The 23,896-nt window shown below is 55.6% G+C and carries 25 protein-coding genes; 13 read left to right on the forward strand and 12 right to left on the reverse strand.

The annotated features are described in order from the left end of the window. Positions 1-6: 6 nt before the first annotated feature. The 4 genes from dapC (at position 7) to dapE (ending at position 4,161) form a co-directional block, all read left to right on the forward strand. Entirely contained in the window at positions 7-1,200 is a 1,194-nt protein-coding gene (gene dapC, locus EYC98_RS14980) for a succinyldiaminopimelate transaminase (RefSeq protein WP_279246183.1), read from the forward strand. A 5-nt stretch (positions 1,201-1,205) separates the two neighbouring features. Then, positions 1,206-1,859 carry an endonuclease III gene (gene nth, locus EYC98_RS14985; protein ID WP_279246616.1) on the forward strand — a complete coding sequence of 218 codons (654 nt, stop codon included), beginning with the start codon at positions 1,206-1,208 and terminating at the stop codon, positions 1,857-1,859. Between the two features lie 125 nt (positions 1,860-1,984). Then, positions 1,985-3,019 carry a 2,3,4,5-tetrahydropyridine-2,6-dicarboxylate N-succinyltransferase gene (gene dapD / locus EYC98_RS14990; RefSeq protein WP_279246184.1) on the forward strand — a complete coding sequence of 345 codons (1,035 nt, stop codon included), beginning with the start codon at positions 1,985-1,987 and terminating at the stop codon, positions 3,017-3,019. Then, on the forward strand, positions 3,019-4,161 hold the full coding sequence (gene dapE, locus EYC98_RS14995) for a succinyl-diaminopimelate desuccinylase (RefSeq protein WP_279246185.1): 1,143 nt from the start codon (positions 3,019-3,021) through the stop codon (positions 4,159-4,161). The genes dapD and dapE overlap by 1 nt, the downstream gene beginning before the upstream one ends. On the opposite strand, the gene EYC98_RS15000 is transcribed toward dapE, so the two are convergent. The 3 genes from EYC98_RS15000 to EYC98_RS15010 form a co-directional block, all read right to left on the reverse strand. Further along, positions 4,142-4,900, reverse strand: coding sequence for an SDR family NAD(P)-dependent oxidoreductase (locus tag EYC98_RS15000; protein ID WP_279246186.1), 759 nt, complete (start codon positions 4,898-4,900; stop codon positions 4,142-4,144). The two genes, dapE and EYC98_RS15000, sit on opposite strands and share 20 nt — an antisense overlap. A 101-nt stretch (positions 4,901-5,001) precedes the next feature. Then, positions 5,002-5,757, reverse strand: coding sequence for a class I SAM-dependent methyltransferase (locus EYC98_RS15005; protein WP_279246187.1), 756 nt, complete (start codon positions 5,755-5,757; stop codon positions 5,002-5,004). A gap of 3 nt (positions 5,758-5,760) precedes the next feature. Further along, positions 5,761-7,038 carry a hypothetical protein gene (locus EYC98_RS15010; RefSeq protein ID WP_279246188.1) on the reverse strand — a complete coding sequence of 426 codons (1,278 nt, stop codon included), beginning with the start codon at positions 7,036-7,038 and terminating at the stop codon, positions 5,761-5,763. An 87-nt stretch (positions 7,039-7,125) separates the two neighbouring features. Between EYC98_RS15010 and EYC98_RS15015 the strand changes: the two genes are divergently transcribed. Continuing rightward, a complete protein-coding gene (locus tag EYC98_RS15015) occupies positions 7,126-7,671 on the forward strand; it encodes a leucine-rich repeat domain-containing protein (protein ID WP_279246189.1) in 546 nt (181 codons plus the stop codon). Here the strand turns inward: EYC98_RS15015 and EYC98_RS15020 are convergent. Genes EYC98_RS15020 through dapA form a run of 3 tightly spaced genes read right to left on the reverse strand, consistent with a single transcriptional unit; the run spans position 7,668 to position 10,345 of the window. Further along, positions 7,668-8,426: an MBL fold metallo-hydrolase gene (locus tag EYC98_RS15020; RefSeq protein WP_279246190.1), complete on the reverse strand. Its 759-nt coding sequence runs from the start codon at positions 8,424-8,426 to the stop codon at positions 7,668-7,670. The genes EYC98_RS15015 and EYC98_RS15020 overlap by 4 nt on opposite strands. Further along, positions 8,427-9,473, reverse strand: a complete 1,047-nt coding sequence (bamC, locus tag EYC98_RS15025) for an outer membrane protein assembly factor BamC (RefSeq protein ID WP_279246191.1) — start codon at positions 9,471-9,473, stop codon at positions 8,427-8,429. Then, positions 9,470-10,345: a 4-hydroxy-tetrahydrodipicolinate synthase gene (gene dapA, locus EYC98_RS15030; protein WP_279246192.1), complete on the reverse strand. Its 876-nt coding sequence runs from the start codon at positions 10,343-10,345 to the stop codon at positions 9,470-9,472. The genes bamC and dapA overlap by 4 nt, the downstream gene beginning before the upstream one ends. 238 nt (positions 10,346-10,583) lie before the next feature. Here dapA and EYC98_RS15035 point away from each other — a divergent pair, with 238 nt between their 5' ends. Genes EYC98_RS15035 through EYC98_RS15055 form a run of 5 tightly spaced genes read left to right on the forward strand, consistent with a single transcriptional unit; the run spans position 10,584 to position 14,470 of the window. Continuing rightward, on the forward strand, positions 10,584-10,970 hold the full coding sequence (locus EYC98_RS15035) for a DUF3806 domain-containing protein (protein WP_279246193.1): 387 nt from the start codon (positions 10,584-10,586) through the stop codon (positions 10,968-10,970). Positions 10,971-10,984: 14 nt separating this feature from the next. Continuing rightward, positions 10,985-12,115, forward strand: coding sequence for an ABC transporter permease (locus EYC98_RS15040; protein WP_279246194.1), 1,131 nt, complete (start codon positions 10,985-10,987; stop codon positions 12,113-12,115). Between the two features lie 2 nt (positions 12,116-12,117). Further along, positions 12,118-12,891: an ABC transporter ATP-binding protein gene (locus EYC98_RS15045; protein WP_320415561.1), complete on the forward strand. Its 774-nt coding sequence runs from the start codon at positions 12,118-12,120 to the stop codon at positions 12,889-12,891. Continuing rightward, positions 12,888-13,859, forward strand: coding sequence for an MlaD family protein (locus tag EYC98_RS15050; RefSeq protein ID WP_279246195.1), 972 nt, complete (start codon positions 12,888-12,890; stop codon positions 13,857-13,859). Before EYC98_RS15045 ends, EYC98_RS15050 begins: the two co-directional genes overlap by 4 nt. A 2-nt stretch (positions 13,860-13,861) precedes the next feature. Next, positions 13,862-14,470 (forward strand): PqiC family protein, encoded by a 609-nt coding sequence (locus EYC98_RS15055; RefSeq protein ID WP_279246196.1) that lies wholly within the window; start codon positions 13,862-13,864, stop codon positions 14,468-14,470. Here the strand turns inward: EYC98_RS15055 and EYC98_RS15060 are convergent. From EYC98_RS15060 to EYC98_RS15075, 4 genes are all read right to left on the reverse strand, one after another. Further along, positions 14,467-15,372: an alpha/beta hydrolase gene (locus tag EYC98_RS15060; RefSeq protein ID WP_279246197.1), complete on the reverse strand. Its 906-nt coding sequence runs from the start codon at positions 15,370-15,372 to the stop codon at positions 14,467-14,469. The genes EYC98_RS15055 and EYC98_RS15060 overlap by 4 nt on opposite strands. A gap of 163 nt (positions 15,373-15,535) precedes the next feature. Next, positions 15,536-15,880, reverse strand: a complete 345-nt coding sequence (locus EYC98_RS15065) for a hypothetical protein (RefSeq protein ID WP_279246198.1) — start codon at positions 15,878-15,880, stop codon at positions 15,536-15,538. Positions 15,881-15,972: 92 nt separating this feature from the next. Next, positions 15,973-16,881 (reverse strand): general secretion pathway protein GspB, encoded by a 909-nt coding sequence (locus EYC98_RS15070; protein WP_279246199.1) that lies wholly within the window; start codon positions 16,879-16,881, stop codon positions 15,973-15,975. Next, positions 16,865-18,529 (reverse strand): ExeA family protein, encoded by a 1,665-nt coding sequence (locus EYC98_RS15075; protein WP_279246200.1) that lies wholly within the window; start codon positions 18,527-18,529, stop codon positions 16,865-16,867. Before EYC98_RS15075 ends, EYC98_RS15070 begins: the two co-directional genes overlap by 17 nt. A gap of 96 nt (positions 18,530-18,625) precedes the next feature. On the opposite strand from EYC98_RS15075, the gene EYC98_RS15080 reads away from it, so the two are divergent. The 3 genes from EYC98_RS15080 to EYC98_RS15090 all read left to right on the forward strand — a co-directional run bounded on the left by EYC98_RS15080 (position 18,626) and on the right by EYC98_RS15090 (position 22,414). Further along, positions 18,626-19,399 carry an AsmA family protein gene (locus EYC98_RS15080; RefSeq protein ID WP_279246201.1) on the forward strand — a complete coding sequence of 258 codons (774 nt, stop codon included), beginning with the start codon at positions 18,626-18,628 and terminating at the stop codon, positions 19,397-19,399. Between the two features lie 57 nt (positions 19,400-19,456). Further along, positions 19,457-20,830: an MATE family efflux transporter gene (locus tag EYC98_RS15085; protein ID WP_279246202.1), complete on the forward strand. Its 1,374-nt coding sequence runs from the start codon at positions 19,457-19,459 to the stop codon at positions 20,828-20,830. Positions 20,831-20,926: 96 nt separating this feature from the next. After that, complete coding sequence (locus EYC98_RS15090; RefSeq protein WP_279246203.1) at positions 20,927-22,414, forward strand: WS/DGAT/MGAT family O-acyltransferase; 1,488 nt, start codon at positions 20,927-20,929, stop codon at positions 22,412-22,414. Positions 22,415-22,553: 139 nt separating this feature from the next. Here EYC98_RS15090 and EYC98_RS15095 read toward each other — a convergent pair whose 3' ends face one another. Both EYC98_RS15095 and EYC98_RS15100 read right to left on the reverse strand, forming a co-directional pair. Continuing rightward, entirely contained in the window at positions 22,554-22,985 is a 432-nt protein-coding gene (locus tag EYC98_RS15095) for a TerB family tellurite resistance protein (protein WP_279246204.1), read from the reverse strand. Between the two features lie 107 nt (positions 22,986-23,092). Further along, on the reverse strand, positions 23,093-23,869 hold the full coding sequence (locus EYC98_RS15100) for an SDR family NAD(P)-dependent oxidoreductase (RefSeq protein WP_279246205.1): 777 nt from the start codon (positions 23,867-23,869) through the stop codon (positions 23,093-23,095). Positions 23,870-23,896 lie beyond the last annotated feature (27 nt).

Consider the following 23,896-nt stretch of genomic DNA (forward strand, 5'->3'; position numbering starts at 1 on the left):
CCGATTATGAATCCTGATCTGGAGCGTCTGCAGTCCTACCCCTTCGAAAGATTGCGTAAATTATTTGCCGATATCACACCTAACGCGGAGCTGGCACCGATCACTCTGGGTATCGGCGAACCGCAACACCCGGCCCCGCAATTTGTCGTGGAGAGCCTGCAACAGCACCTACCCCTGCTGGCGAAATACCCTGCTACCCGAGGCATTGCGGAACTGCGTCAGGCCATCGCGAACTGGCTGCAACAACGTTTCTCCCTGGCACAGGTAGACCCTGAAACCCAGGTGCTGCCCGTCAGTGGCACTCGCGAGGGTTTGTTCGCGATTGCCCAGTGTCTGATTGATCGCAGTAGCAATCCATTGGTGCTCGCACCCAACCCGTTTTACCAAATCTACGAAGGCGCAGCACTGCTGGCCGGGGCTGATCTGCACTTGCTGGACTGCACCTCAGAAAATCAGTTCAGCCCAGACTTCAGCGCCGTTCCCGCGGCTGTCTGGCAACGCTGCCAGATGCTCTATATCTGCACGCCGGGCAATCCAACCGGCAAGGTGATGGGGGCCGCTGACCTGCAGGCTTTAATCGAGTTGGCGCAGCGCTACGACTTTGTCATTGTCAGCGACGAGTGTTATTCAGAAATCTATCCGGATGAGACGCAGCCACCGTTGGGCCTGTTACAGGTATGCGAGCAAATGGGACTGCAGGACTATCGCCGATGCCTGGTCTTTCACAGTCTTTCGAAGCGCTCCAACCTGCCGGGACTGCGGTCAGGCTTTGTCGCTGGTGATGCCACTCTGCTGCAACAGTTTCTGCTCTATCGCACGTATCAGGGCTGCGCTATGCCCATGCAAAATCAGTGGGCCAGCGCTGCGGCCTGGTCCGACGAGACGCATGTCCGCCACAACCGCGAGCTGTATCGCAGCAAGTTTACCGCCGTCTGTGAGATTCTTGGCGACTGCCTCGATTACAGCCAGCCGGAAGCCGGGTTTTACCTCTGGCCACAGACACCGATTGACGATACCGAGTTCGCCCGCGGCCTGTTGCAACAGCACAACCTGACCGTGCTACCGGGTCGCTATCTCGCCAGAGACAGTGACGGCGGCCTGAACCCGGGTAGCCACCGCGTACGACTCGCGCTAGTAGCACCGGAGTCACAGTGTGTAGAAGCTGCTCACCGCATCAAACGCTACGTAGAGTCGCTGTGAGCAACCTGAGCAAGGCACAACGAGTCGAATTCATACTGGGTCGCCTGCAATCACTGTACCCCACCCCACCCATACCGTTGGATCACCACAATCCCTTTACCCTGCTGGTGGCTGTTTTATTAAGTGCACAGTGCACCGATGAGCGGGTCAACACCGTCACTCCAGCACTGTTTAAACTGGCGAACAATGCGGCTGATATGGCACAGCAAAGCCGCGAGGACATTCTCGCCATCATCCGCCCCTGCGGCCTGTCACCACAAAAATCGAAAGCGATTTCCGAGCTTAGTAAAATTCTCATGCGCGAATACGGAGGCGAAGTTCCCGCCGATATGGATAGCCTCGAGACCTTGCCCGGAGTCGGCCATAAAACCGCCAGCGTGGTGATGGCACAGGCCTTTGGCGAACCTTCTTTTCCAGTCGACACCCATATACATCGTCTGGCGCAACGCTGGGGTTTGTCCAGCGGCAAGAACGTGACGCAAACCGAAAAGGATCTGAAACGCCTATTCCCGCGTGAGCGTTGGAATGACCTGCATCTGCAGATCATCTACTACGGTCGTGAATTCTGTTCGGCACGAGGCTGTGACGGTAGAGTCTGCGACATATGCCTGACTTGCTATCCGGATCGCAAACACCCCAAAAAAACACGCAAACCCTGACTCGCAGCATTTGCCGCCGGCTAGAGCCCAGCAGCGACAAAAAAGGCGCGTAATTTCATGCCATGAGAATGCATGGAAATCTCGAATTTGCTATCCTACTCGGCCTTCAGAAGCAGGTCATCACTATGTCACAAGCGCTCTATGCACTGGGTATCGGAGTCGGCACCCAGAACTCCAACGGCGAGTGGCTGGAAGTTTTCTATCCGCAGCCCCTACTAAAGCCTGATACGGACCTGCAGCCATTGTTGTCGCTGCTGGGCTATACCGACGGTAACCAGGCTATTTCCCTGACCCGCGACCAAATGCCTGGCCTCGCAAACGCGCTGCGTGACGCCGGGCAGCCAGCTCTGGCAACGGCGGTTGATGCCATGTCGAACTCAGCGCGACCTCTGGTAGCCTCCGTGTTGGCTACCGACGCTGCTCCCGCTTCGGTTCCTGAAGCCTACCTCAAGCTGCAAATGCTATCCCATCGATTGGTACAGCCCCACGACACTGACCTGACTGGCGCGTTTGCCGTATTGCGCAATGTGGCCTGGACCAGTGAAGGAGCTATCGATCTGGAAGAATTACCGGCGCGGCAGTTACAAGCCCGACTGGAAAATCGCGAACTAGAAGTAAGCTGTGTCGACAAATTTCCCAAGATGAGCAATTACGTGGTACCTGGCGGTGTTCGTATTGCGCATACCGCACGGGTGCGGCTGGGCGCCTATTTAGGCGAAGGCACTACCATTATGCACGAGGGCTTCGTCAACTTTAATGCGGGCACCGAAGGACCGGCCATGATCGAAGGTCGCATATCGGCAGGTGTCATGATTGGCGCGGGATCAGACTTGGGCGGCGGTGCCTCAACTATGGGTACGCTTTCTGGCGGCGGCAATATCGTCAACACCATGGGCAGCGGTTGCCTGGTTGGCGCCAACGCCGGTGTCGGCATTCCGCTGGGGGACCGCTGCACGGTAGAAGCCGGCCTGTATATTACTGCGGGCACGATCGTCACCATGCTCGATACCGACGGCAATGTGGCTGAGCGAGTCAAAGCCAGAGTTCTGGCCGGGCAGCAGGATCTGTTATTCAGGCGCAACTCAGTTAGCGGGACTGTCGAATGCCTGACCAATCGCACGGCGGTCGAGCTGAACGCTGAACTGCACGCGCACAACTGATGGCCGCTACACTGGACCTATGCCTTGACCTGCTTGGGCGAGCCTCAGTAACGCCCGTCGACGCCGGCTGCCAGTCGGTTATGATGCAGCGACTGCAGGCAATTGGCTTTGACTGCACGCCGCTGCCCTTTGGCGAAGTTGAGAACTTCTGGGCGCAACGCGGCGATAGCGGCCCATTACTGGTATTTGCCGGACATACCGATGTGGTGCCTACCGGCCCCGAAGCGGACTGGCACACCCCACCCTTCGAACCGACCATCGTCGACGGCGTACTTTACGGTCGCGGCGCTGCAGATATGAAAGGCAGTCTTGCGGCTATGGTAGTAGCCTGCGAGCGATTTGTTGCCGCTCACCCAGAACACACTGGGCAGATAGGCTTTCTAATCACCAGCGACGAAGAAGGCCCGGCGGTCAATGGCACGGTCAAAGTCATCGAATGGTTGCAGCAACAGTCTATCGCCATGGACTACTGCCTGGTCGGCGAACCGTCCAGCAGTGCAGTGCTGGGCGATGTCATTAAGAATGGTCGCCGTGGTAGCCTTGGCGCTATCCTGACTGTGCGCGGCATACAGGGTCATATTGCCTACCCGCAGCTGGCCGACAATCCGATTCACCGTGCACTACCGGCACTCGCTGAGTTAACTGCTGTGCGCTGGGATGAGGGGAACGAATACTTCCCGCCCACGTCGCTACAGATCTCCAATATCAACAGCGGCACCGGGGCCACTAATGTGATCCCGGGCGAGCTGGAGGTACAGTTTAATATCCGTTTTTCCACTGAGATCACTGACACCCAGCTGCGTGAAGGCGCCGAGGCGATTATGACTGCGCACGGACTGGATTACAGTATCGACTGGAATCTCAGCGGACAACCATTCCTCACCCCGGTCGGTGATCTGGTCATTGCAGCGACTAAGGCTATTGAAGAGCACTGCGGTATAACGCCTGAGCTTTCTACGTCAGGCGGCACCTCAGACGGGCGCTTTATTGCACCCACCGGTAGTCAGGTATTGGAACTGGGGCCGGTCAACGCTACCATTCACAAGCTCAATGAAGCGGTAGACTGCGATGCTCTGGAGCAACTGACCACCGTCTATCAAGCTATTATTGAGCGCCTGCTGCTTAACCCTGCAACCGTTTAATCTGCCCCTCCAGGCCGGTGCTGGCTAGACTCTGATTGCCAGCGCCGGTAACTACGACAACCTGATCGCCGGCCAGCTCTGCCAGGCTAATACGTACCACCTCATCAGCCTCCATCCACATAGATTCCGGTACCATCGCCGCATCAAAACCCTGCATACTGTCGCGCCCGTGAAAATCACTGCGGGTATAGCCGGGACACAAGCTTTGCACTTTAATGCCGGTATCCGCCAATTCCTGCTGCAGTGCCTCGGAGAAATGGTTCAGAAACACCTTGCTGGCTCCATAAACCGCTACCATCGGGTGCGCACCAAAGGTGACTAGCGAGCTGACATTGATAATAAAGCCGCCGCCACGCTCGCGCATAAAAGGAATAGCCGCCCTACATAGAGCCATAGGCGCGGTGATATGCAGCTCTACCATCGCTTGCTGGGGTGCCAGATCCAATTCAGAAAACGCGCCCAAAGTACTAAATCCGGCATTGTTGACCAGATAATCTACCGGGCCCTTTTGACGCAGTGTTTCAATGACTCGGGTCTGCCCCTCGACGGTTGTCAGGTCGGCAATAACACAATGCACCTCAACCTTGGCCGACAGCTCTGCGGCCAGCGCCTGCAGCTCGACCTCACGCCTACCGACTGCAATAATCACCTCGCAACGCTCTGCCAATTGCCGACAAAACTCGGCACCAATTCCAGAGCTCGCACCCGTGACCAGCGCAGATATTTTTCCTGTTGCCATCATTACTCTCCTCTGTATTCATTCTTTCAGCTCAGCTGATCCGGCCAAGGCTCACATGCCCGCGGCTACCGCTGCCACAAGCTGCAAAGTTCACAGGGTGTCTACGTTACCGGATAAACATCGAAGCGAACTTTACGCCCGCCTATAACAAAGCCGGGGGCGCGGCCTGGAAGCGCCGGGGCCCGCGCCGGACGCTTTACCACCACCCGGTAAGAGGCCCGCCCAAAAGCCGCCGCCAACAGCTCTTCGGAGTCCTCATCCTTGCCCAACAGCTCCTGAAACATCCACATTTCCTTACGCACACGGGCCGATTTCTGACGCTCCGGAAACATCGGGTCCAAATAGATAACATCGACTTTCTCAGACGCAGCGGCCATATAGGCTATGCTATCGACACACTCCAAACGTAAACGTGAGCAAGCAGCCTGCAGCCAGCCATCACCACTGGCCAAGCCACGATCAAGGCCATTGCGAAGTAGCGCAAATGCCACCGCGGAGCGCTCCAACATCATCACCTGACAGCCCAAATCAGCCAACACAAAACTATCTCTACCCAATCCGGCAGTAGCGTCAATCACGCTCAAATTATCGCGTTTGCCGACTCCAACCGCACGACCCAACAATTCATTTTTTCCAGCGCGCCTACGGTGCCGCATGTCTCCGGCGCCAAAATCTACCCGCACCGGGCCCGGCGCAGAGGGACCGGATAACCTCAGGTCCACCCCCAGGCTACTGTAACTCAGGAAGGGTATGGCGTCCGCACTCGGCGGCAGTTCGCTGTAGTGTAGGCCCAACTCAACAGCAAGAGCATGGGCATGCGCCTGATGGTGCGCGTCAGCAGGGGTGACACTGATCACCAATTAAAGCGAGTTCAGCTTGGCGGCTCGCTTCAGTAGCGTCGCAATTTTTTGCCCATCAATGGTTCCGGCAACCGAGGTATCGACAGAGCTTCCAGCGCCTGGAATAGCGGGCAACGCTGCGTCACTTAAACCCAGCTCCAGTGTGCTACCACCATCAGTACGCAATTCGACCTGCAGACTATAAGAGCTACGGGTTATGCCATGTTTGTCCGTGAGGGTAAAACGCCGCGCCTGTAGATTGCCATCGGCACCGACAACTTGAGCTGGCTGGCAAACAATACGTGACACCTTCTCGCCCGATAGGGCAATACCATAGAGCCGCTCAATGGAATCGGTGCAGGCATCGAGGAAAGCCAGGCTGTCGACAGACGCTGCCTGGTCCGGCAGCGTGGTTGTAAAGTCACCCACATAAACCTGACCGGGAAAGGACAGGTCGAGCATACGTGCCAGCTCAATGGTTACATCACCGACAATATAACTGAACAGTGTCGGGTTGACGCCTTCGGCCTGGTACAGCTCATAGTGACTACCAATATGAAAGGCACAGCGAATCAGCGGCACTGTATTGCCCTTGCTAGCTTCCCGCGCCAATTTGTTGTCGGCAATCACCAGAATCAAAAAGTGAAACAGATCTATATCTGCCTGCGCACTGCCGTCGCGGTTCCACACGTAATAGCCATCGCCGGTGGTTGTGCGGGCAAAGTTAATTTCAATGCCCTTTTTCAACAATTTGCTATATGCCGAGTTGAGTGAATAGGACAGACTATTCAACTGGCTTGCCTGCTCAAACGGCGTATACAGAGAAAATTCCGCAATATCGAACAGCAACACCGCGCGATGCGTGACATAGCTAATACCGTAGCGCTTCACCAACTGCTCGACAGCATTCACCACCGAGCGCTCCTCGCTCAGCTCAACCGAGAGGCGCACAAACGTGGGCGCCACGCCCAGGCGATTGGCTATATCAAAGAACTCATCGCGATTCTTGCGCCGGTGACCGGAAATCAGGTGCCGTATGAACTCTTCGTTACTCTCCGCTGCCGCCCGATTTTCGACGGCCGAATAGTTACCAAGGAAATAGTGGGGAACCAGCAAAATCAAAATGCCGTTATCTGTGGGACTCCAGCACAGCACAATATTCTGGCCCAGACGCCACTGCCGACGCAGTGCATCTTCCAGGGCCTTCAGATTGCCACGCTGGACAATACTGATGGTATCGCTGGCCGGGCCCTGCGCGGTTGACTCTCTGGGTGGCGCCTGTTGCATTCCGCTACTCATTCTTAAACCTGTGGTAGTACGCTATTATAAGATCAAATTAGAGTTAGCGGCTACTGACGCCTATAACTTCCGCTCGAGGTTCCTGTAATGCGCAGTCAATTGTCACACTACTTCCGCTGCAGCGCAGCAGCCGCACTGGCTATTGGCCTAAGTGCTTGCAGTGACTATCGCTTAACCGTCAATGAAAAGACAGTCTACACGCCAGACCCCCTGTTCACCGCGTTCGAGGTGGTCGATGAGAACCTCAAAAACTGCATAATCCAGCGCATCGAAGATCAGACCATAACCGCCGCTGGCCAGCTCAAAGAACTTAACTGCAGCCATGGCAATATCACAAGTCTGGTCGGAATAGGCACTTTCCGGGGCCTGCAGAGGGTCAAGTTGAGCAACAACAAGCTTGATGACTTGACACCGCTGGCACAGTTAACGCAACTGGAGGTATTGGATCTGGAAGATAACCCGCTGCGCGAGTTAGGGCCGGTGCCCGGATTACCGCGCCTGAGTTTGCTGAATGTGATTGGTAACCAGCAATTACGCTGCAGCGAGATTGAGCCAGAACGACTTTCTCCTCTACTGCGAGTAGAGGCACCAGAGCACTGCAAGCGTCAGGCGAACCCCGGCGGGGATCGCTAATGCAGGCTAATCCAGTCAAAGCCTTCTTCCTGATTTGCCCACAGTAACTCCTCACTGCGCCCAAAATGGGGCTCCAGCGCCGCCAGCACAGCGCTGGGATGATTGTTTTTCTCGCTAATATGGGCAATCACCACGTGCTGCAGATGCTCATGGTCGATCGTGCCGAGAAAGTGTCCCGCCTGATGATTATTGAGGTGGCCCCAGTCGCCGGCCACGCGCCGCTTTAAAGAAGGCGGATACGACCCCGCCTGCAGCAGTTCAGTATCGTGATTGGCCTCCAACAGCAGACCATGCAACCCCGAAAAGTACTGGCGGACCAGAGCTGAGACACTGCCAAGGTCAGTCAACAATCCGAACCGCAGCCCACCGGCGGCAATCACAAACTGGCAGGGCTCTCTGGCATCGTGGGGTACCGCAACCGGGGTCAGCTCTAACTCTCCAACCATGAAGGGTTTTTCGCTGCACACCATACGGTACTCGTGGACATCGCTGCAGCGCTCGCTGACGTAGGTGCCGTGACTCATGTAGACAGGAATCTGATAGCGACGCGACAAACGCCCCACGCCGGAACAGTGATCGCTATGTTCGTGGGTAACAACAATGGCATCCAACTGCTGTGCAGAAACGCCGTGACGATCGAGGCGACGCTCGGTTTCTTTTAGAGAGAAACCGCAATCAATCAGGACCAGCGAATCCTCGAACTTGACCAGCGTACCATTACCGCGGCTACCGCTGCCCAGCGAGGCAATACGCACCTAAGTGATATTACCTTTGATCAGCGACAGGATACTCTGCGCATGACTCTGGCTGAGTTCGCCGCCATCCTTGCGCGAGATTTCTATGTGCACGGTTTCACCCCCCAGATCATTCAGTTCTACCCGGTAGTCGTACTTTTCAAGCTCAGCGGCGGGATCATCCTCATCATTGGAGAATAACCAGTCGAGCCAACCGCTGTCTTCTTCCAGAGGTCGGTTATAGTGCACGAAATAGGCACCGGCGCTGCGATCGCGATCGAGGATGTCAAAGTTGGCCTCGCCCAGCGCCCGGTCTACCGACGCCCAGGCGCGGTGATACGGCAAGTCGAGACGAATATAAGGATTGCCGTCATCATCTTCTTGCATGCTGACGCGGCCCGAGGCACTGATCGCTTGCTGAGCCATCATGGATACCGGCGCGGTGCCGACACTGTCAGCAATAAACTGCGCCATGCTGCGCAGCATATCGTCTTCACGGGCAGCGTCCGTTGAATTGGTAGGCCAGGTATTGATATCCCCCACCATCCCCATTTGCAGGATATGCAATTCGGAGGTATTACGCTGCACGCCCTGCTCGATGCGGAAGCGATAGCGCTCCCCAATAGCACCTTCTGGTTCCACCCATGCCGTTTCAATTAGGCCGGCGCTAGCCTCAACCCGAGCAATGGGCATATTCACACCACCCAGATAACTGCGCACCTGAGGCCAAAGCTGCCCCGGAGCCACACTGACCAGCATCCATTGTTCGTCGGCGAGTTTTTGGATGCGCACTAATTGATCCACCGAGCCGGTCACCAGCGGCGCCGGACGCGGCGCATTAAATTCACCGTTTACGCTAATATCCTCGGTGATCGGGGGAATAACATAAATATCTTGCAGCGCCTCGTCATCGAGCCCTGCGGGCACTTCCAAAACAGCAGTAGCGCGCGCCTTACGGTAATCATCCGTACGATCACGAAAATAGCTCTTTTCGCCGTTAATATAGGTACAGCTGCTCAGACCGAGCAGCAGCATTAGGGCGATGGCGCGCTGAGCAACAGGCCTCACAACAAATCCAACGCTTGCAGCGCGGCCAGTACCTGCGGCTGATATTGTGCTGCCAACTCGGTCATAGGCAGTCGCAGATGGCCACCGCAGCGGCCCTGTTGGGCCATAGCCCACTTAACAGGAATCGGATTGGATTCAAGGAACAGCACGTCATGCAGTGGCTGCAAGCGCGCATCGAGAGCCCTCGCTCGCTCAGTGTCACCCGCAATAGCCAACGCACACACCTCCGCCAGTAACGCTGGTGCGACATTGGCGGTCACCGAAATATTGCCCTGCGCGCCCATCAACATCAATTCGGTTGCAGTGGCGTCATCGCCCGAATAAACCGCCATACGACCGGCGCAGACATCTATCACCTCGCGACCGCGCTGGAGGTCCCCGGTAGCTTCCTTAATTCCGACAATATTTTCGATATCCGCCAGTCTGGCGACCGTCGCGGGCAGCATATCGACACCGGTGCGACCCGGCACATTGTAGAGAATTTGAGGAATAGAGACCGCTTCAGCAATACGCTTGTGATGCTGATACAAACCCTCTTGCGTCGGTTTATTGTAATAGGGTGTCACTAACAGACAGGCGTCGGCACCCACTCGTTGCGCGGCTGCCGTCAACTCTACCGCTTCAGAGGTAGAATTAGCGCCGGTACCGGCGATCACCGGAATCGCACCCGCCAGCTTGCTCACAGTCCGCGCGATAACATCGCAGTGTTCTGTAACAGCCAGTGTGGCTGACTCACCGGTCGTACCCACTGCCACGATAGCACCCGTACCCGCCGCAAGGTGTAAATCCAGCAAGGCGTCTAGACTTTCCCAATCGACTGCTCCATCATCAAGCATGGGCGTGATTAGGGCGACAATACTGCCACTTATCATCTGTGTGTTCTCCAGATTACAAACGGCCTGTCATTTAAACTATGGCCATCGTTGAAGATCGCCATTATCCATGTAACCGCCCAGATAACAACTGCACTCGATAATTACCACTATGTTGCTAAATAGAACCACAAAATTTGTCTTTCTACTGCTGGCTGCGCTGCTCTTGGGGCAACCCGCTGCATTAGCCCAAAAGCCACCCAAAATCAGTGATCTGTCTCCAGCCGATAAGCAGTATATGAGCGATTCCAAAGCCCAACTAGATGCCCTGGCGCGCAGTCGACTCGGTGAGAGGTTTACTGGTAGTAAAGACCGTGACCTGACGATTCTCCAAATGATACTGGATCGTGGTCTGGTCAAACCCGATCAAAAGCGCGAACTGCAAGCCATGGGCATCATTCTGGGCGACCTGCTGGCGCGCGATCTGGGCATGCATTGGGTGGTTTACAGCGACCATGTTGGACGCAGCAGGGCCTTGCGCATGGCTACTACTGACCACTATCTGTTTCCAGTCACCGCTATTTCACGCCGCGTCGAGGCAGATGCGCCGGTCGATGTTGCAGCAATCTATACGAAACAGTCTCAGCTTATGGCGCCTCACCGCCGCCAGCTGCCGTTCCAGTAAACGGCTAATACTCGATGTCTTCCGCGGTCGCACGATACGTTTGCTCTCAGGGTCCAGAGCAGAGCACCGATATATGTTTCAGCGGTGACTGGACGCTGGACGCCCCGGCGCCCGCGTTCACGACATTGGCGAGTGAGCTTGAGCAGCAGCAGAACCGCACTCTGCGCTGCCAGGTAGATGACAATCTGGAGTGGGACAGCGCCCTGATTGCCTTCCTGTTGCAGTGCCACAATTATTGCCTGACCAGAGAACTCACTCTCGACAGCTCCGCTCTGCCCGATGGGGCCCGCAAGCTATTGGCCTTGAGCACTGCCGTCGCCAGCCTTGAAATAGCGGCTGCAGAGCCGAAGTCACTGCTGGAGCGTCTGAACCCCAGCGCCCCACTGCTGCGCCTGTGGCACAGTCTGGAAGCTGCCTTGGAGTTTATCGGCAGTGTCAGCCTGGCCTTGGGCGCGCTGATGCGCGGGCGCGCCAATACGCGCCTGACGGATTTTCTGAACTTCCTCTTCGAGGCAGGACCCAAGGCCCTGGGAATCATCACCCTGACCAGTTTTCTGGTGGGCATGATCCTCGCCTACCTGGGCGCCGCGCAGTTAGCTCAGTTTGGTGCACAAGTTTACGTGGCGGATCTGGTGACGGTGGGAATGTTGCGTGAAATGGGAGCGCTGATGACGGCTGTAGTTATGGCCGGCCGCACCGGCGCCGCCTATGCTGCACAATTAGGCACCATGCAGACCCGCGAGGAGATTGACGCGATTGTTACACTGGGCATCTCGCCGGTCGAGTTTCTAGTGCTGCCGCGCCTGCTGGCGCTCATTGTTATCATGCCTCTACTGGTTATCTACGCCAATTTTATTGGTATCCTGGGTGGCGCACTGGTGGCCTCGGGTATGGGTGTGAGCTTGACTCAGTTTCTGGAGGAAACCCGCACCGTTATTACCCTGACCCAACTCAATGTCGGCCTCGGCAAGGCCCTGGTATTTGGTACGCTGATCGCCCTGGCAGGCTGCTATTCAGGTATCAACTGTGGTCGCAGCTCAGCCGCAGTAGGCGAAGCCACTACCAACGCGGTGGTGACGGCAATCGTGTTTCTGATTGTAGCGGATGCAGCCATTAATATTGCCCTGCAGAATATGGGAATCTAACGGTGACAACAGACGCACCTCATATTCACGTTGAACAGCTGACCATGGCATACGGCAGCAACCTGATCCAACAGGAGCTCACTTTTGACGTCAATCGTGGCGATGTCTTCGTGATTATGGGTGGCAGTGGCTGCGGCAAAAGCACCCTTCTCAAGCATATGATTGGCCTTTATGAACCGGCGGTCGGCGACATCTTTTATGCCGGGCGCAGCTTTAACAAAACCGATGATGCCGGGCGTTTCCAACTGCGACGGGAATGGGGCATCACCTACCAAAGCGGGGGGCTGTTCAGCGCCATGACGCTGGCAGAAAATACCGCGTTGCCGCTGCAGCAATACACCAAGCTGGGGGCCACCGAAATTGCCGATATTGTCGCCTATAAGCTGGCGCTGGTCGGCTTGGCTGGTTATCAGGACTACTACCCTTCGGAGATTAGCGGTGGCATGCAGAAAAGAGCCGGACTGGCGCGCGCCATCGCACTCGATCCTGATATTCTGTTTTTCGATGAGCCATCTGCAGGCCTCGATCCGATCAGTTCGCAACTACTGGACGAACTCATCCTGCAAATGAAAGAATCACTGGGCGCTACGGTGGTGATAGTCACTCACGAACTGGCCAGCATATTCGCGATCGCGAACAATTCAGTATTTCTGGACGCGGAGACCAAAACCATGATTGCCTACGGCGACCCGAAACAACTGCGTGAAGACAGCAGCGAAGAAAAAGTGCGGCGCTTTCTGGCGCGCGGTAAATCGGGCAATGGGAGCACGGCATGAGTAAATCCAAACATACGGTAGCCATCGGCGTGTTTGTAGTGGGCGCACTGGGCATACTGGTGCTGGCCACTATGATCTTTAGCAGCGGTTTTTTTGGCAGCGACCTGGAGCGCGGCGTGCTGGTGTTTCGAGGCTCAGTCAAAGGCTTGCAAGTGGGCGCACCGGTGGCCTTTAAAGGCGTCCAAATCGGCAAGGTGGTGGATGTTGACCTACTGCTCGACACAGACACCTATGAGGTAATGATGCCGGTGGTCGTAGAGATTGATAACAACTCCGTGCGTCGCAGCGGCAGTAATGCAGACAAGGAGTCGCTGGACCACCTGATTGCCAACGGTTTTCGCGGGACTTTGCAAACACAGAGCCTGCTGACCGGCCTGCTCTACGTCGAGTTCGATATGTATCCCAATGCCGAACTAAACTACGCGAACATCAAAACCAACTATGTGCAGTTACCGACAATACCGACGGACATGGAAAAACTATCGAGCAATCTGCAGGACGTCGACTTTGAAGCGGTATTTTCCAACCTGCAGCGGTCCCTTGCCGGTATCGACAATCTCATCAACAGTGCTAGCTTGCAGAGTTTACCGCAGCAGTTGGTTGCCAGCCTTGATTCGATTGACACTCTGGCCGAGCAGATGCAAAAGGAAGTCGAACGCTCTGGCCAAAGGGTCGCGGAACTGCTGGAAACGACCAACATCGCCGTGGACGGTTTCAATACTGAACTACCCAGGCTCGCCGATTCTGTAGACGTCACACTGGAAAATCTCGACGACGCCATTGGCGCCTTTGAAGCTACCATGAACTCTGTCGATTACACATTGTCGCCAGACTCTCAGGCAATGTATGAATTGATTCAAGCCGCGCGCGAACTTGGGGCAGCTGGTCGTTCCCTGCAGTCTCTGACAACAGCGCTGGAAGAGACCCCCGAATCACTGCTGCGGGGCCGCTCGCTCAAAGAGGATTAACCATGCGCATAGCCAAAACATTTATCACTGCTACGCTACTTCTATTTTTGTTGGCAAGCTGCGGGAGCACCCCGCCTAGCGACTACTATTTGCTGAGCGAAGAAGCCACCGGCACTCCTGGTAGCAGCGGACCGGCTATTGGCATCGGCCCCATAGATATTCCCGATTACCTGCAGCGCAACATAATGGTAGTCAACGAAGAGCGCTATCAACTGCAGCTGGACGCCACCAGTCGCTGGGCGGAACAGTTAGACGCCGGGATACTGCGCGTCATGACTCTGAACCTCGCCATTTTGCTAGACACTCAGCAGATCCAGCGCTTCCCCTGGCGGCGCGACTCTCCCCCCGATTACGGGGTTAGCATCAACATTATCAATTTGCGGGTAGACGGCACACAAGCGCATCTGGCGGCTGAGTGGACACTTAAAAATACACGTGCGCAGGCAGATATTGCCCAGAAGATCAGCCAGTTTTACACCTCTATGCCCAGCGCGGATGCGGCTGGGGTCGCAGCAAGCTATAGCTCACTGCTACTGCAACTGAGTGAAGAAATTGCGCAGGAGATTCGCAAACATCGGGCTGCTGGCAGCACTTCACAGCCAGCGGGCTAGTTTTTAGCTGCGGCCAATTCACACAACCAATCAACCGCCACCGCGGCCTGAGTCAGTCCCGCCATAGTCACAAAGCCATGGATCATGCCCGGGAAATGCCGCAACTGCACATCGACTCCGGCGGCTTCCAATGCCCGCGCGTAAGCCTGGCCCTCATCCCGCAGCGGGTCAAAGCCTGCGGTGATCACCGCAGCCGGCGGCAAACCACTAAGCTCGGCGCGCAAAGGCGACGCCAGCGGGTCACTGCCCTGCTCCGGGTGCTCCAGATAATGCCCCCAGAACCACTGCATCATGGCCCGCGTCAGGAAAAAGCCTTCCGCATTCTCCTTGTAGCTGTCAGTCTCAAAATTGAAATCTGTGACCGGATATATGAGCAGCTGCCGGCTAATAGCCGGAGTACCGCGATCGCGGGCCATTAAGCTCACCGCCGCTGCAAAATTAGCACCGGCACTATCGCCAGCTACCAGTAACTGTGAAGCCAATCCTTGATAGTTTTCTGCATTTTCCGCCGCCCAGCAGGTCGCTGCATAGCAATCCTCCAACGGGGCCGGAAAAGGCGCCTCAGGCGCCAATCGATATTGCACTGAAACCACCAAAACATTGGCGCCAGCACACAGTTGGCGGCATATTTCATCATGAGTATCAAGATCACAGACAACAAAGCCACCGCCGTGATAAAAAACCAATACCGGGAACGGTCCCTCGCCATCGGGGCGATAAATTCGCACCGGTATACTGCCAGCAGCGACCGTGTTTATAACCTCACCCACTGGCGTCGGCTGCTCTACTGGAACCGCACTCATGGCGGCTCTGAACTGCTCGGGGGTAGTTACCGACGGGTCGGGTAAACCACTCTCTTCAAGCAGGCTCAATACAGGTACTAGTTCTGGGTCTAGAGACATGATGTGGGCTCTTTAGTTAGGCGCTAGTAAGGCACGACAGGACACCACCACACCGACAACGACTGCCGGTGCAGGCACAATATTTTCTGGTTACACGGACCCTGAATAATGTCCGCGGCACCCGCCACCCCAGATAGGCCAAAGAGTAGCGCGATCGGTCTGCCTACTGAGCAGCCTTAGCTTTGTACTCACGAATTTCCGCATTAAATGCTTCGCCGACAGCTGTCACTTTATCGACCGCCGCATTATAGACGGCGGCACGTTCGGCAGCTAAGTCTTCCGCGCCATCCTCATCTGTCAGGGCTGCCGCTGCAGTTTCCGCCTCCAGACAGGGCAAATACTCGCCTTCTACACTGCTAACATAGGCTTTAACAGCTTTCTGACCTTCGACCATGGTCGCCAAATCAGCGACCGCTCCATCCGGCATGACCGGCTCGGCAGGGGCTTTACACTCGGCAAAGGCTAACGAGGAACCCAACAGGCAAATGGCGGTTAGCAGGTATTTCATAGCGATGTTTCCTTAGACAGTTATTGTTCCACGTGACCTTATCAGGTTGTGCAAAATAATCCAATCCAGACCACAATCGGCAGCAACAGTGACTACAGGTTGACCCAGCTATTCAGTGCACGTAAACGGAACTGGGTGCCTTGATACTCCAGTACGCTGGATTCCTGAAGAATCTCCAGCAAGGTTACTCCCGCCGCGACCCGATCGCCTTCGCGTCGATTCTCACCGTTTATCACCACAAAACGCTGTCTCGACTGGGCCGACCAACTATGCTGCCGATAATACAGGCTCGGCACCTGGTCCTTGAATGACTGCGCTAGCTCACCCAACAGTTCAACCTCACTCTCGGGCACCGCAGACTGTAGTTGTTGGGTCGCAAGCTCGCGAGCAGCCAGCGCGGTCATGGCTTCTATATCTATACCCTTTGACGACCGCGAAGCAGGGGCGGAAGGCGAGGTTTGATCCGCCTCTCGCTGCGGCGGCCTCGAGTTGCGATAGAGTTCTGCGACTGCGGCTCTCGAGGTGGTCGCTGCAAGCGGAGTATTAATGGGTGCAATCGTGATCACGTCAGGCTCTGCCTGTTGCGGCAAGGACGCCCGAGTCGCTGTCTCGACAACAGTTTCTGGAACTGATGAGGAAACCACCGGTAAAGCCTCCGGCGTCGTCTCTAACGGTGTTGTGGGCGATGCTGCAGGTACTCCTGCCCCCGCAAGAGCAGCCATGGCAGGTTTGCTCGTCTCGGCGCGCGAGTCTGAGAACTGCAGGGTTTTCGGCACAACAGCAACAGCAGGCTGTTGCTGCGGCTTACTATCCTTATTGAGCCACAACACCAGCGCTGCCAGTGTTACTAGCAGCACAGCGGCCAGCATTATCAATAGCCAACTACCGAAACGAGCGTTGCTGCCGACTGCAGGTTGCTGCTGCGTGCTAATACCGGGCACGCCACCGTCTGCAGCGCGCTCACTCTCTGAGCGGCGCAAAGCATCAAGAATCAGCGACATCAGTCCTCTCCTGTCTAACAGAGCTCGGCGCAGAATCCGCACCGGCGCGCTCCAGACTGACAACATCTACGGTTACTGACTGCAGTTTCAACAAAGTCTGCAGGCCAACGACGCCATCATCGCGTAGCCCGCTCTGCCGCTGAAACAAACGCACCCGGGTGTCCAGTGCCGCCGTAAAATCTAACTCAGTCAACGGCTGTTGTTGGCCGTCAAGTCGCGCAAACTGTTGCGCCAACCACGCCACTGTTGGGCTGCTATCACCCAATGCCAGGGGGCTTGAATAACCCGGCGGCGGTTGCCAGATCAGCATATATTCTCCAGTCCATAGTGGGCCCAGTCGAGCCAGGGCGACATCTACTTCCCTGCCGCTATGCAACAGCCGCGCTTGCTGCGCCTGCACCCCAATCAGCACCGCAAAACCATTAAAGCGCTGCGCTGTAACCAGCGATAACAATACTGGCCGCTGCAGCTTCAATACATCGTCCCAGGTTTCGGCACCAGCAGACTCGCAGCGCCAGCCGCGCGTCGATAAGGCTGCACAGACATCATTGGCCGCAAACTCTCCGGCGCCCACATAAGCTGCCAATACTGTCCGAGCACTGCTTTCACGGGAATACCAGGGCTCTGGCAGGGCCGCGGCCGGGATAGCCACGGGCATTGCCACCGCGGGTGCTGGTGTAGGCTCGATCGCGGTACGAGTACTGGCAGGTATTAAAGAAGGTGGAGGCTGCTGATACCCAATGACGACTAACAACACGCCGGCCAACATCGCTGCCGACACCAGCGCCGCTGCCAGCGGCCACCGGCGCGTTATCCCTTGAGGCTGTGCCAGTTGTTCACCCATGACTTCGGTAATCGCCTGCTTCAAAATCCGCCGATCCGGACAGGGTTTACCCTGACCGTAAGCACCCAACAGGGCGCGGTCACAGACCACGTTTATCAAACGCGGAATACCACGCGTGCTGCGATGAATAAGACTCACCAGGCCAGAGCTAAAAAGCCGTTGTGTCGCGGGTAAGCCGGCTACCTGAAGCCGATGCATAATGTAAGCATCGGTCTCGATTCGATTCAGCGGCTGCAGGTCATAGCGGGCAGTGATGCGCTGACTGAGTTGGCGTAACTCTGGTTTGGCGAGCAGAGCTGACAGCTCTGGCTGCCCTACCAGAATAATCTGCAACAGCTTTTGCGTATTTGTCTCCAGATTTGTCAGCAGACGTATTTGCTCGAGCACATCAAACTGCAGGTGTTGCGCTTCGTCTATCAACAACACGGTGTTGCGACCGCGCTGATGATTCGCCAGTAGATACTCATGCAGCAAATCGGTCAGAGTTTTCAGCGTTGTGGCAGAGGCGTCATAAGCTATACCCAACTCATCGCAGACAGACGCCAACAACTCTTCAGCATTCAGGGCCGGATTGAGAATAATGGCGATATCGGTCTTGCTCGGCAGCTGCTCGAGCAGGCATCGATTAATCGTGGTTTTGCCGGTCCCAACTTCACCGGTCAGCAGCACAAAACCACCGCCACTGCCGACTCCATACAACAGGTGCGCAAGCGCGTCGCGATGGCGCGCGCTCATGAAAAGATACCGGGGGTTCACCGCAATAGAAAACGGCTGCTCCTCCAGGCCAAAGTAGTTGTGGTACATGGTGCTCGCGGCTGCCAATTAAGTCGCAACATTATGCCCAACAGCCCGCTAATGTTCTATAGTGGCCGACTTGATCAAACTCGCGGAGAAAAATCGATGAAAACCCCAGCCAAGATAGGTCTAGGACTGATTGCCCTAATCGTTGCAGCAGTCATCCTGTTCAGCGTGCTCGTATTGCAAAACCTGGACAGCATCGTCAAACGAGTCATAGAACAAACCGGCACCACGGTTGTGGGCACCAGCGTGAGTCTGGCAGAGGTCAAACTGACGCTGAAGGATGGCCGTGGCGAGCTGCACGGCCTCAGCATTGCCAATCCTACGGGATATGAAGCTGACAATGCCTTTGAGATGGACCAGATCGCGCTGCAGATAAACCCTGCCAGCATTAGCGGTGATGTCATCGTTATTGATGAAATTCTGGTTGATGGCGCCTTGCTAAATATCGAGCAAGCAGCCGGCAAGAGCAATCTCAAGCAGTTACTGGAGAACATCGAAAGTCAGGCCGGTGAGGCCGCACCAGAGCCGGAACCCACGGAGTCGGGCGCGGAGATACTGCTGGCCGTTGGCAAGTTCAGCTTTATCAACAGCACGGCCAAGCTAACCGCCCCGGGCATCGAGACCACTTCCATGGATATTCCCGACATTCGCGTCAGCAATCTGGGTAGTGCCGAACAAGGCCTTACTCCTGCTCAGTTGGCGCAGCGCGTAACCCGCCAATTACTGCAGCAAGTAGAGCAGGCCGCCAGCGCTAAAGTTGAGCAGCTGGCCAAGGACTATGCCAAAAAGGAACTGGAAAAGCAGATGGACAGCAATCTGAGCGACAAAGACAAAGCCAAAGTTGATGGCTTCAAGTCTCTGCTCAAAAAATAGCTCTGGCTAGGCGCAGGCGTTTGAACACGACTGCGCCAGCGCAAAAGCAGGTAGTACATGCGCAAGCTTCCCGACGCTCATAGCCCGCTAAGGGAGCTGTTAAGCCTGGCGCTGCCGATGGTAGTGTCGCAGGGTTCGTTCGCCGCGATGATTTTCGCTGATCGTCTCTTCATGTCATTCATCAGCCCCAGTCATATGGCAGCAGCTCTGGGTGGCGGCATTGCCTCTTTCCTTAGTCTTTCCCTGTTTCTGGGCGTGATGTCATACGCTAACGCTCTAGTCGCCCAGTATTACGGTGCCGGCGATTTGCATAAGTGCCCGCGGGTCGTAACAACCGGTCTGGTCATGGCCGTCATGTTTCTGCCCTTGATCGCTATAGTGGCGTATTTCGTCTATCAGCTATTTGCGGCCATGGGACACGAAAGCGAGTTGGTAGCGCTAGAACAGACTTACTACAAGATATTGCTGTATGGATGCCTCTTCAATCTTAGTAAAGCCTGCATCGCCTCTTACTTCGCCGGTATCGGTAGAACCCGTGTCATCATGATCGCCGACCTGTTTGGCATGTTAATCAATATCCCTCTGAGTTATGCGCTTATCTTCGGGTCACTGGGACTGCCCGCTCTGGGCATCGCCGGTGCTGCATGGGGCACGGTTATCAGCACACTATGCGCACTCGGAGTGTTCGTTGCCTTTTATCTGTCACGGGATCATCGGTTGCAGTTTCGAGTCAAGGAGTCATTGCGCATAGACTGGGGGATTATGCGTCGCTATGCACGACTGGGGTTCCCGTCGGGCATTGAGATGTTTATGAACATCGCCACGTTCAACCTGTTTATACTCATGTTTCAGGCCTACGGCGTCGCCGCCGGCGCGGCAGCAGCTATTGTTTTCAATTGGGACATGGTTTCTTTCGTACCAATGATAGGTCTGAATATTGCAGTCATTAGCCTGATTGGACGCTACGTCGGAGCCCGCGATATGAGCAGAGCCAACGCGGTAATCGCAGCCGGATTCAAACTGGCACTCACCTACGCGGCCTGCCTCGGTTTATTGTTCATCGTGCTACGCCAACCGCTGATCGGGATCTTTGCCGGCTCTGGCGCAGACTTCAGCGAAATCAGGCGGCTAGGTGGCTTCATGATGGTCGGCCTGGCCTGCTATGTTCTCGCTGACGCCACGCTGCTCATTGCCGGCGGCGTACTGCGTGGCGCCGGAGATACCCGCTGGCTAATGATCACCTCTATTTCATTGCACTGGATCATGGTTGTCATCCAGTACTACGTCATTCTGGTACTGCAGCTGAGTGCTGAAACATCATGGCGCATTTTTGTCGCCAGCATTCTAATACTGTCATTGGTTTACCTTTGGCGTCTGCTTGGCGGCGTGTGGCGCCAGCCCGAGCGACTGGATCGAGTCATGCAAGAGTAGTCCAAGCATTATAGATTCGACCAGGACAGGCACTTTGCATCAAAACAAGCTATATTCGCTTTTTCGACACAGCGCTAAAACACGAGGACTAATCAAATGCTTCAGCTGACCGGAATGGATGCATCCTTTTTATACCTGGAAACGCCCAACGCACCTATGCACATTTCAGGACTGGTTATTTATGACCAGTCCACAGCGCCGGGCGGTAAAGTCCGGTTCAAAGAGATCATTGAGAACTACGATCAGCGCTTGCAGAGTATGCCGCCGATGACGCGCCGGCTTGTAGAAGTGCCGCTAAACCTGGACCACCCCTATTGGGTTTCCGACGGCAACTACGACCCTGAGTTCCATATTCGCCATCTGGCATTACCCAAGCCGGGCGACTGGCGTCAGTTATGTATTTTGATATCACGGCTGCACGCCCGCCCTCTGGACCGCAAGCGTCCGCTGTGGGAAGCCTACGTTATCGAAGGTCTGGACAATGTTGAGGGCGTACCCAAAGGTAGCTTCGCAGTCTTTAGTAAAACCCACCACGCAGCCATCGACGGCACCTCCGGAATGGAAATGACGGCGGCCATTCACGATATGTCACCCGATTACATCGAAAACCGCAAACAAGCGATTATTCAAGTTGACTCACAACCCAGCCGTCTGGAATTGGTTGCCCGAGCGCAGATAAACAACATCAAAAAGCCTTTCCACTTCGTGGACGTGGCGATGAATACGATGCCCGGCCTGGCACGCACTTATGCGGCGACGAGACGCGGCGAGTTCAAGTCGGTCAAGGTGGTTCCACGCACGCGTTTCAATGACAAAGTTTCACCGCACCGGGTATTCGATGCGGTCAGCTTTGAACTGGAAGCAGTGAAGGCGATTAAAAACTCAGTGCCGGGCGCCACGGTAAACGACGCCGCCATTGCCATTGTCGGTGGCGCCATGCGCAAGTATTTAGAGCACTACGACGAGTTACCGGATGATTCGATGGTGGCTATGGCCCCGGTAAACGTGCGCACTGAAGGCGATAACACCGGAGGCAATGTCGTATCGGCGCTTACCGTTCAGGTACGCAGTGATATTGCAGAACCACTTGAGCGACTGCAGGCAGTGCACGAGGGAACCAGAAACGCGAAAGAGATGTCACAGGCCATCGGCGCCAAGGCCATGACCGATTACACCCAGTTTATCCCCTCAATGCTGACTGCCCAAGCGGCGCGCATGGCCAGTCGCTGGGGGCTGTTAAATCGCATGAAGCCGCTCTTCAACTGCGTAATTACCAACGTACCTGGACCTCAGGTTCCGCTCTATAGCACCGGTGCCAAAATGATAGCCAATTATGGCACCGGCCCAGTATTTGACGGACTCGGCCTGTTTCATGTCATCAGCAGCTACTGCGGCGCGTTCACTATATCCGCCACTTCCTGTCGCGATATCATGCCGGACCCGTCTTTTTATCGGCAATGCCTGGAAGAGAGCTTTGCTGAGCTGGCAGCAGCTGCAACCAAGAGCAGCGCCAAAGCCCGCTCTAAAGCCACATCCAAAACAAAACCCAAACGCAAAGCGCGCGCCGGCAGCAAAGCCGCCTAGCCCTCCGCGGCTGCGCACATTCGGCCGCTGAGATATTGTGGCCGGGCGCGAGTATCGTATTGCGTAGGTTGCGTAGATTGCGTAGGTTGCGAAGGAGTACCCCTCGCCTTCAATATTGTCTGTAGCGGGACCTAAAAGTTTAAAGCGGACTGGCGCCTAGCGCATCACGAATCAACACCAAAACATCCTGCTCGCTGGTCATTTCTCGACCATCCGCCAGCAACGCGATTCGCGCAGCAGCCATAACCAGTTCACGATGCTGTTCGTTGCTTGCGACAGCGGCAACATACTCTAGTGCTGTTTGCTGTCCCTGCTTCGGATCGGCGACCAGAGCAGAGCAGATATCACGAAATACGCGTTCCACAGAGTTCAGATCAAGCCCAAAAAACAGGGCTTCACGGTCGCGTAACAGCTGCAAGAATCGGTTAACTTCGGGGGGTGAAAGATACCCATCTGCGGCGGCTACCAGCGCAAAAGCGCCGGTTACCGCGCGCAGAAGTTCATCCGAAACGTCCTCTGAAAAATGTGCCCAAGAAGCCAGCGCGTAGGCAGTATTGTCATCGAGTTCCATAATTACATCGTGATCTGTTAAACCGGTGCCCAATGTACCATTTGTCGCTGATGCGAACCAACCCCCGCGGCTGCGCGGGACGATAACCGGGTCATTAAAAAGCCGCCTTAGAAACCCTCGACCTTATGAATATTGTTCCAGACCGCATTCGGCATCCAGCGACGCATATAAAAACCAATTTTTGCTTCGCGGGTCACTGTGCACCAAAAATTGCCTTTCTCAAGATCCGCATCGACAGCGGCCAACACCACATCCGGAGTCAGCTCTGAGCCCTCAGACTGCTGCATCAGCTTGGGCCAAGTGGTTTCCTTACCTTGATTCAATAACGGCGTCGCCACTGCGGGTGGACACACACAAACGAACTTGACGCCGCTGTCACGATTCTCATGCCAGAGCACCTCCGTATAGGTCGCTACTGCTGCCTTACTGGCATTGTATCCACCCATCATCAGGCTCGGGATAATGCCGGACATGGAAGCGAAACTGGCGAATTCGCCACACCCTCTGGCAACCATTCCCGGGACAGTCGCACGTGCAACACAGACCAGTCCGCCGTAATTAATGCTCATCAGCTTATTGGTAACCGCGGGGTCCTGCTCCAGCAGCTTGCCAAATGGCATAATCGCCGCGCAGTTGTAGACTCGATCCAAAGGTCCGTGTGCAGATTCAAACTCGGCAACCGCCGCCTCAACCGCAGCAAAGTCGGTAATATCAACCACATAGGGGTGAATATTTGGATTGCCCGCCGCCGTTTCCTTCAAACCCGCTTCATTCACATCCAAAATAGCCACTTGCGCGCCAGCAGCAGCAAACTGCTGTGCAGCCAATGCCCCCATGCCGCTGCCGCCACCTGTTACCAATGCTGATTTACCCTGATATGCCATACCATTACTCCCGCTGATTTACTCAGT

Source organism: Candidatus Litorirhabdus singularis (assembly GCF_026262625.1).
Classification (GTDB): Bacteria; Pseudomonadota; Gammaproteobacteria; order Pseudomonadales; family Halieaceae; genus Litorirhabdus; species Litorirhabdus singularis.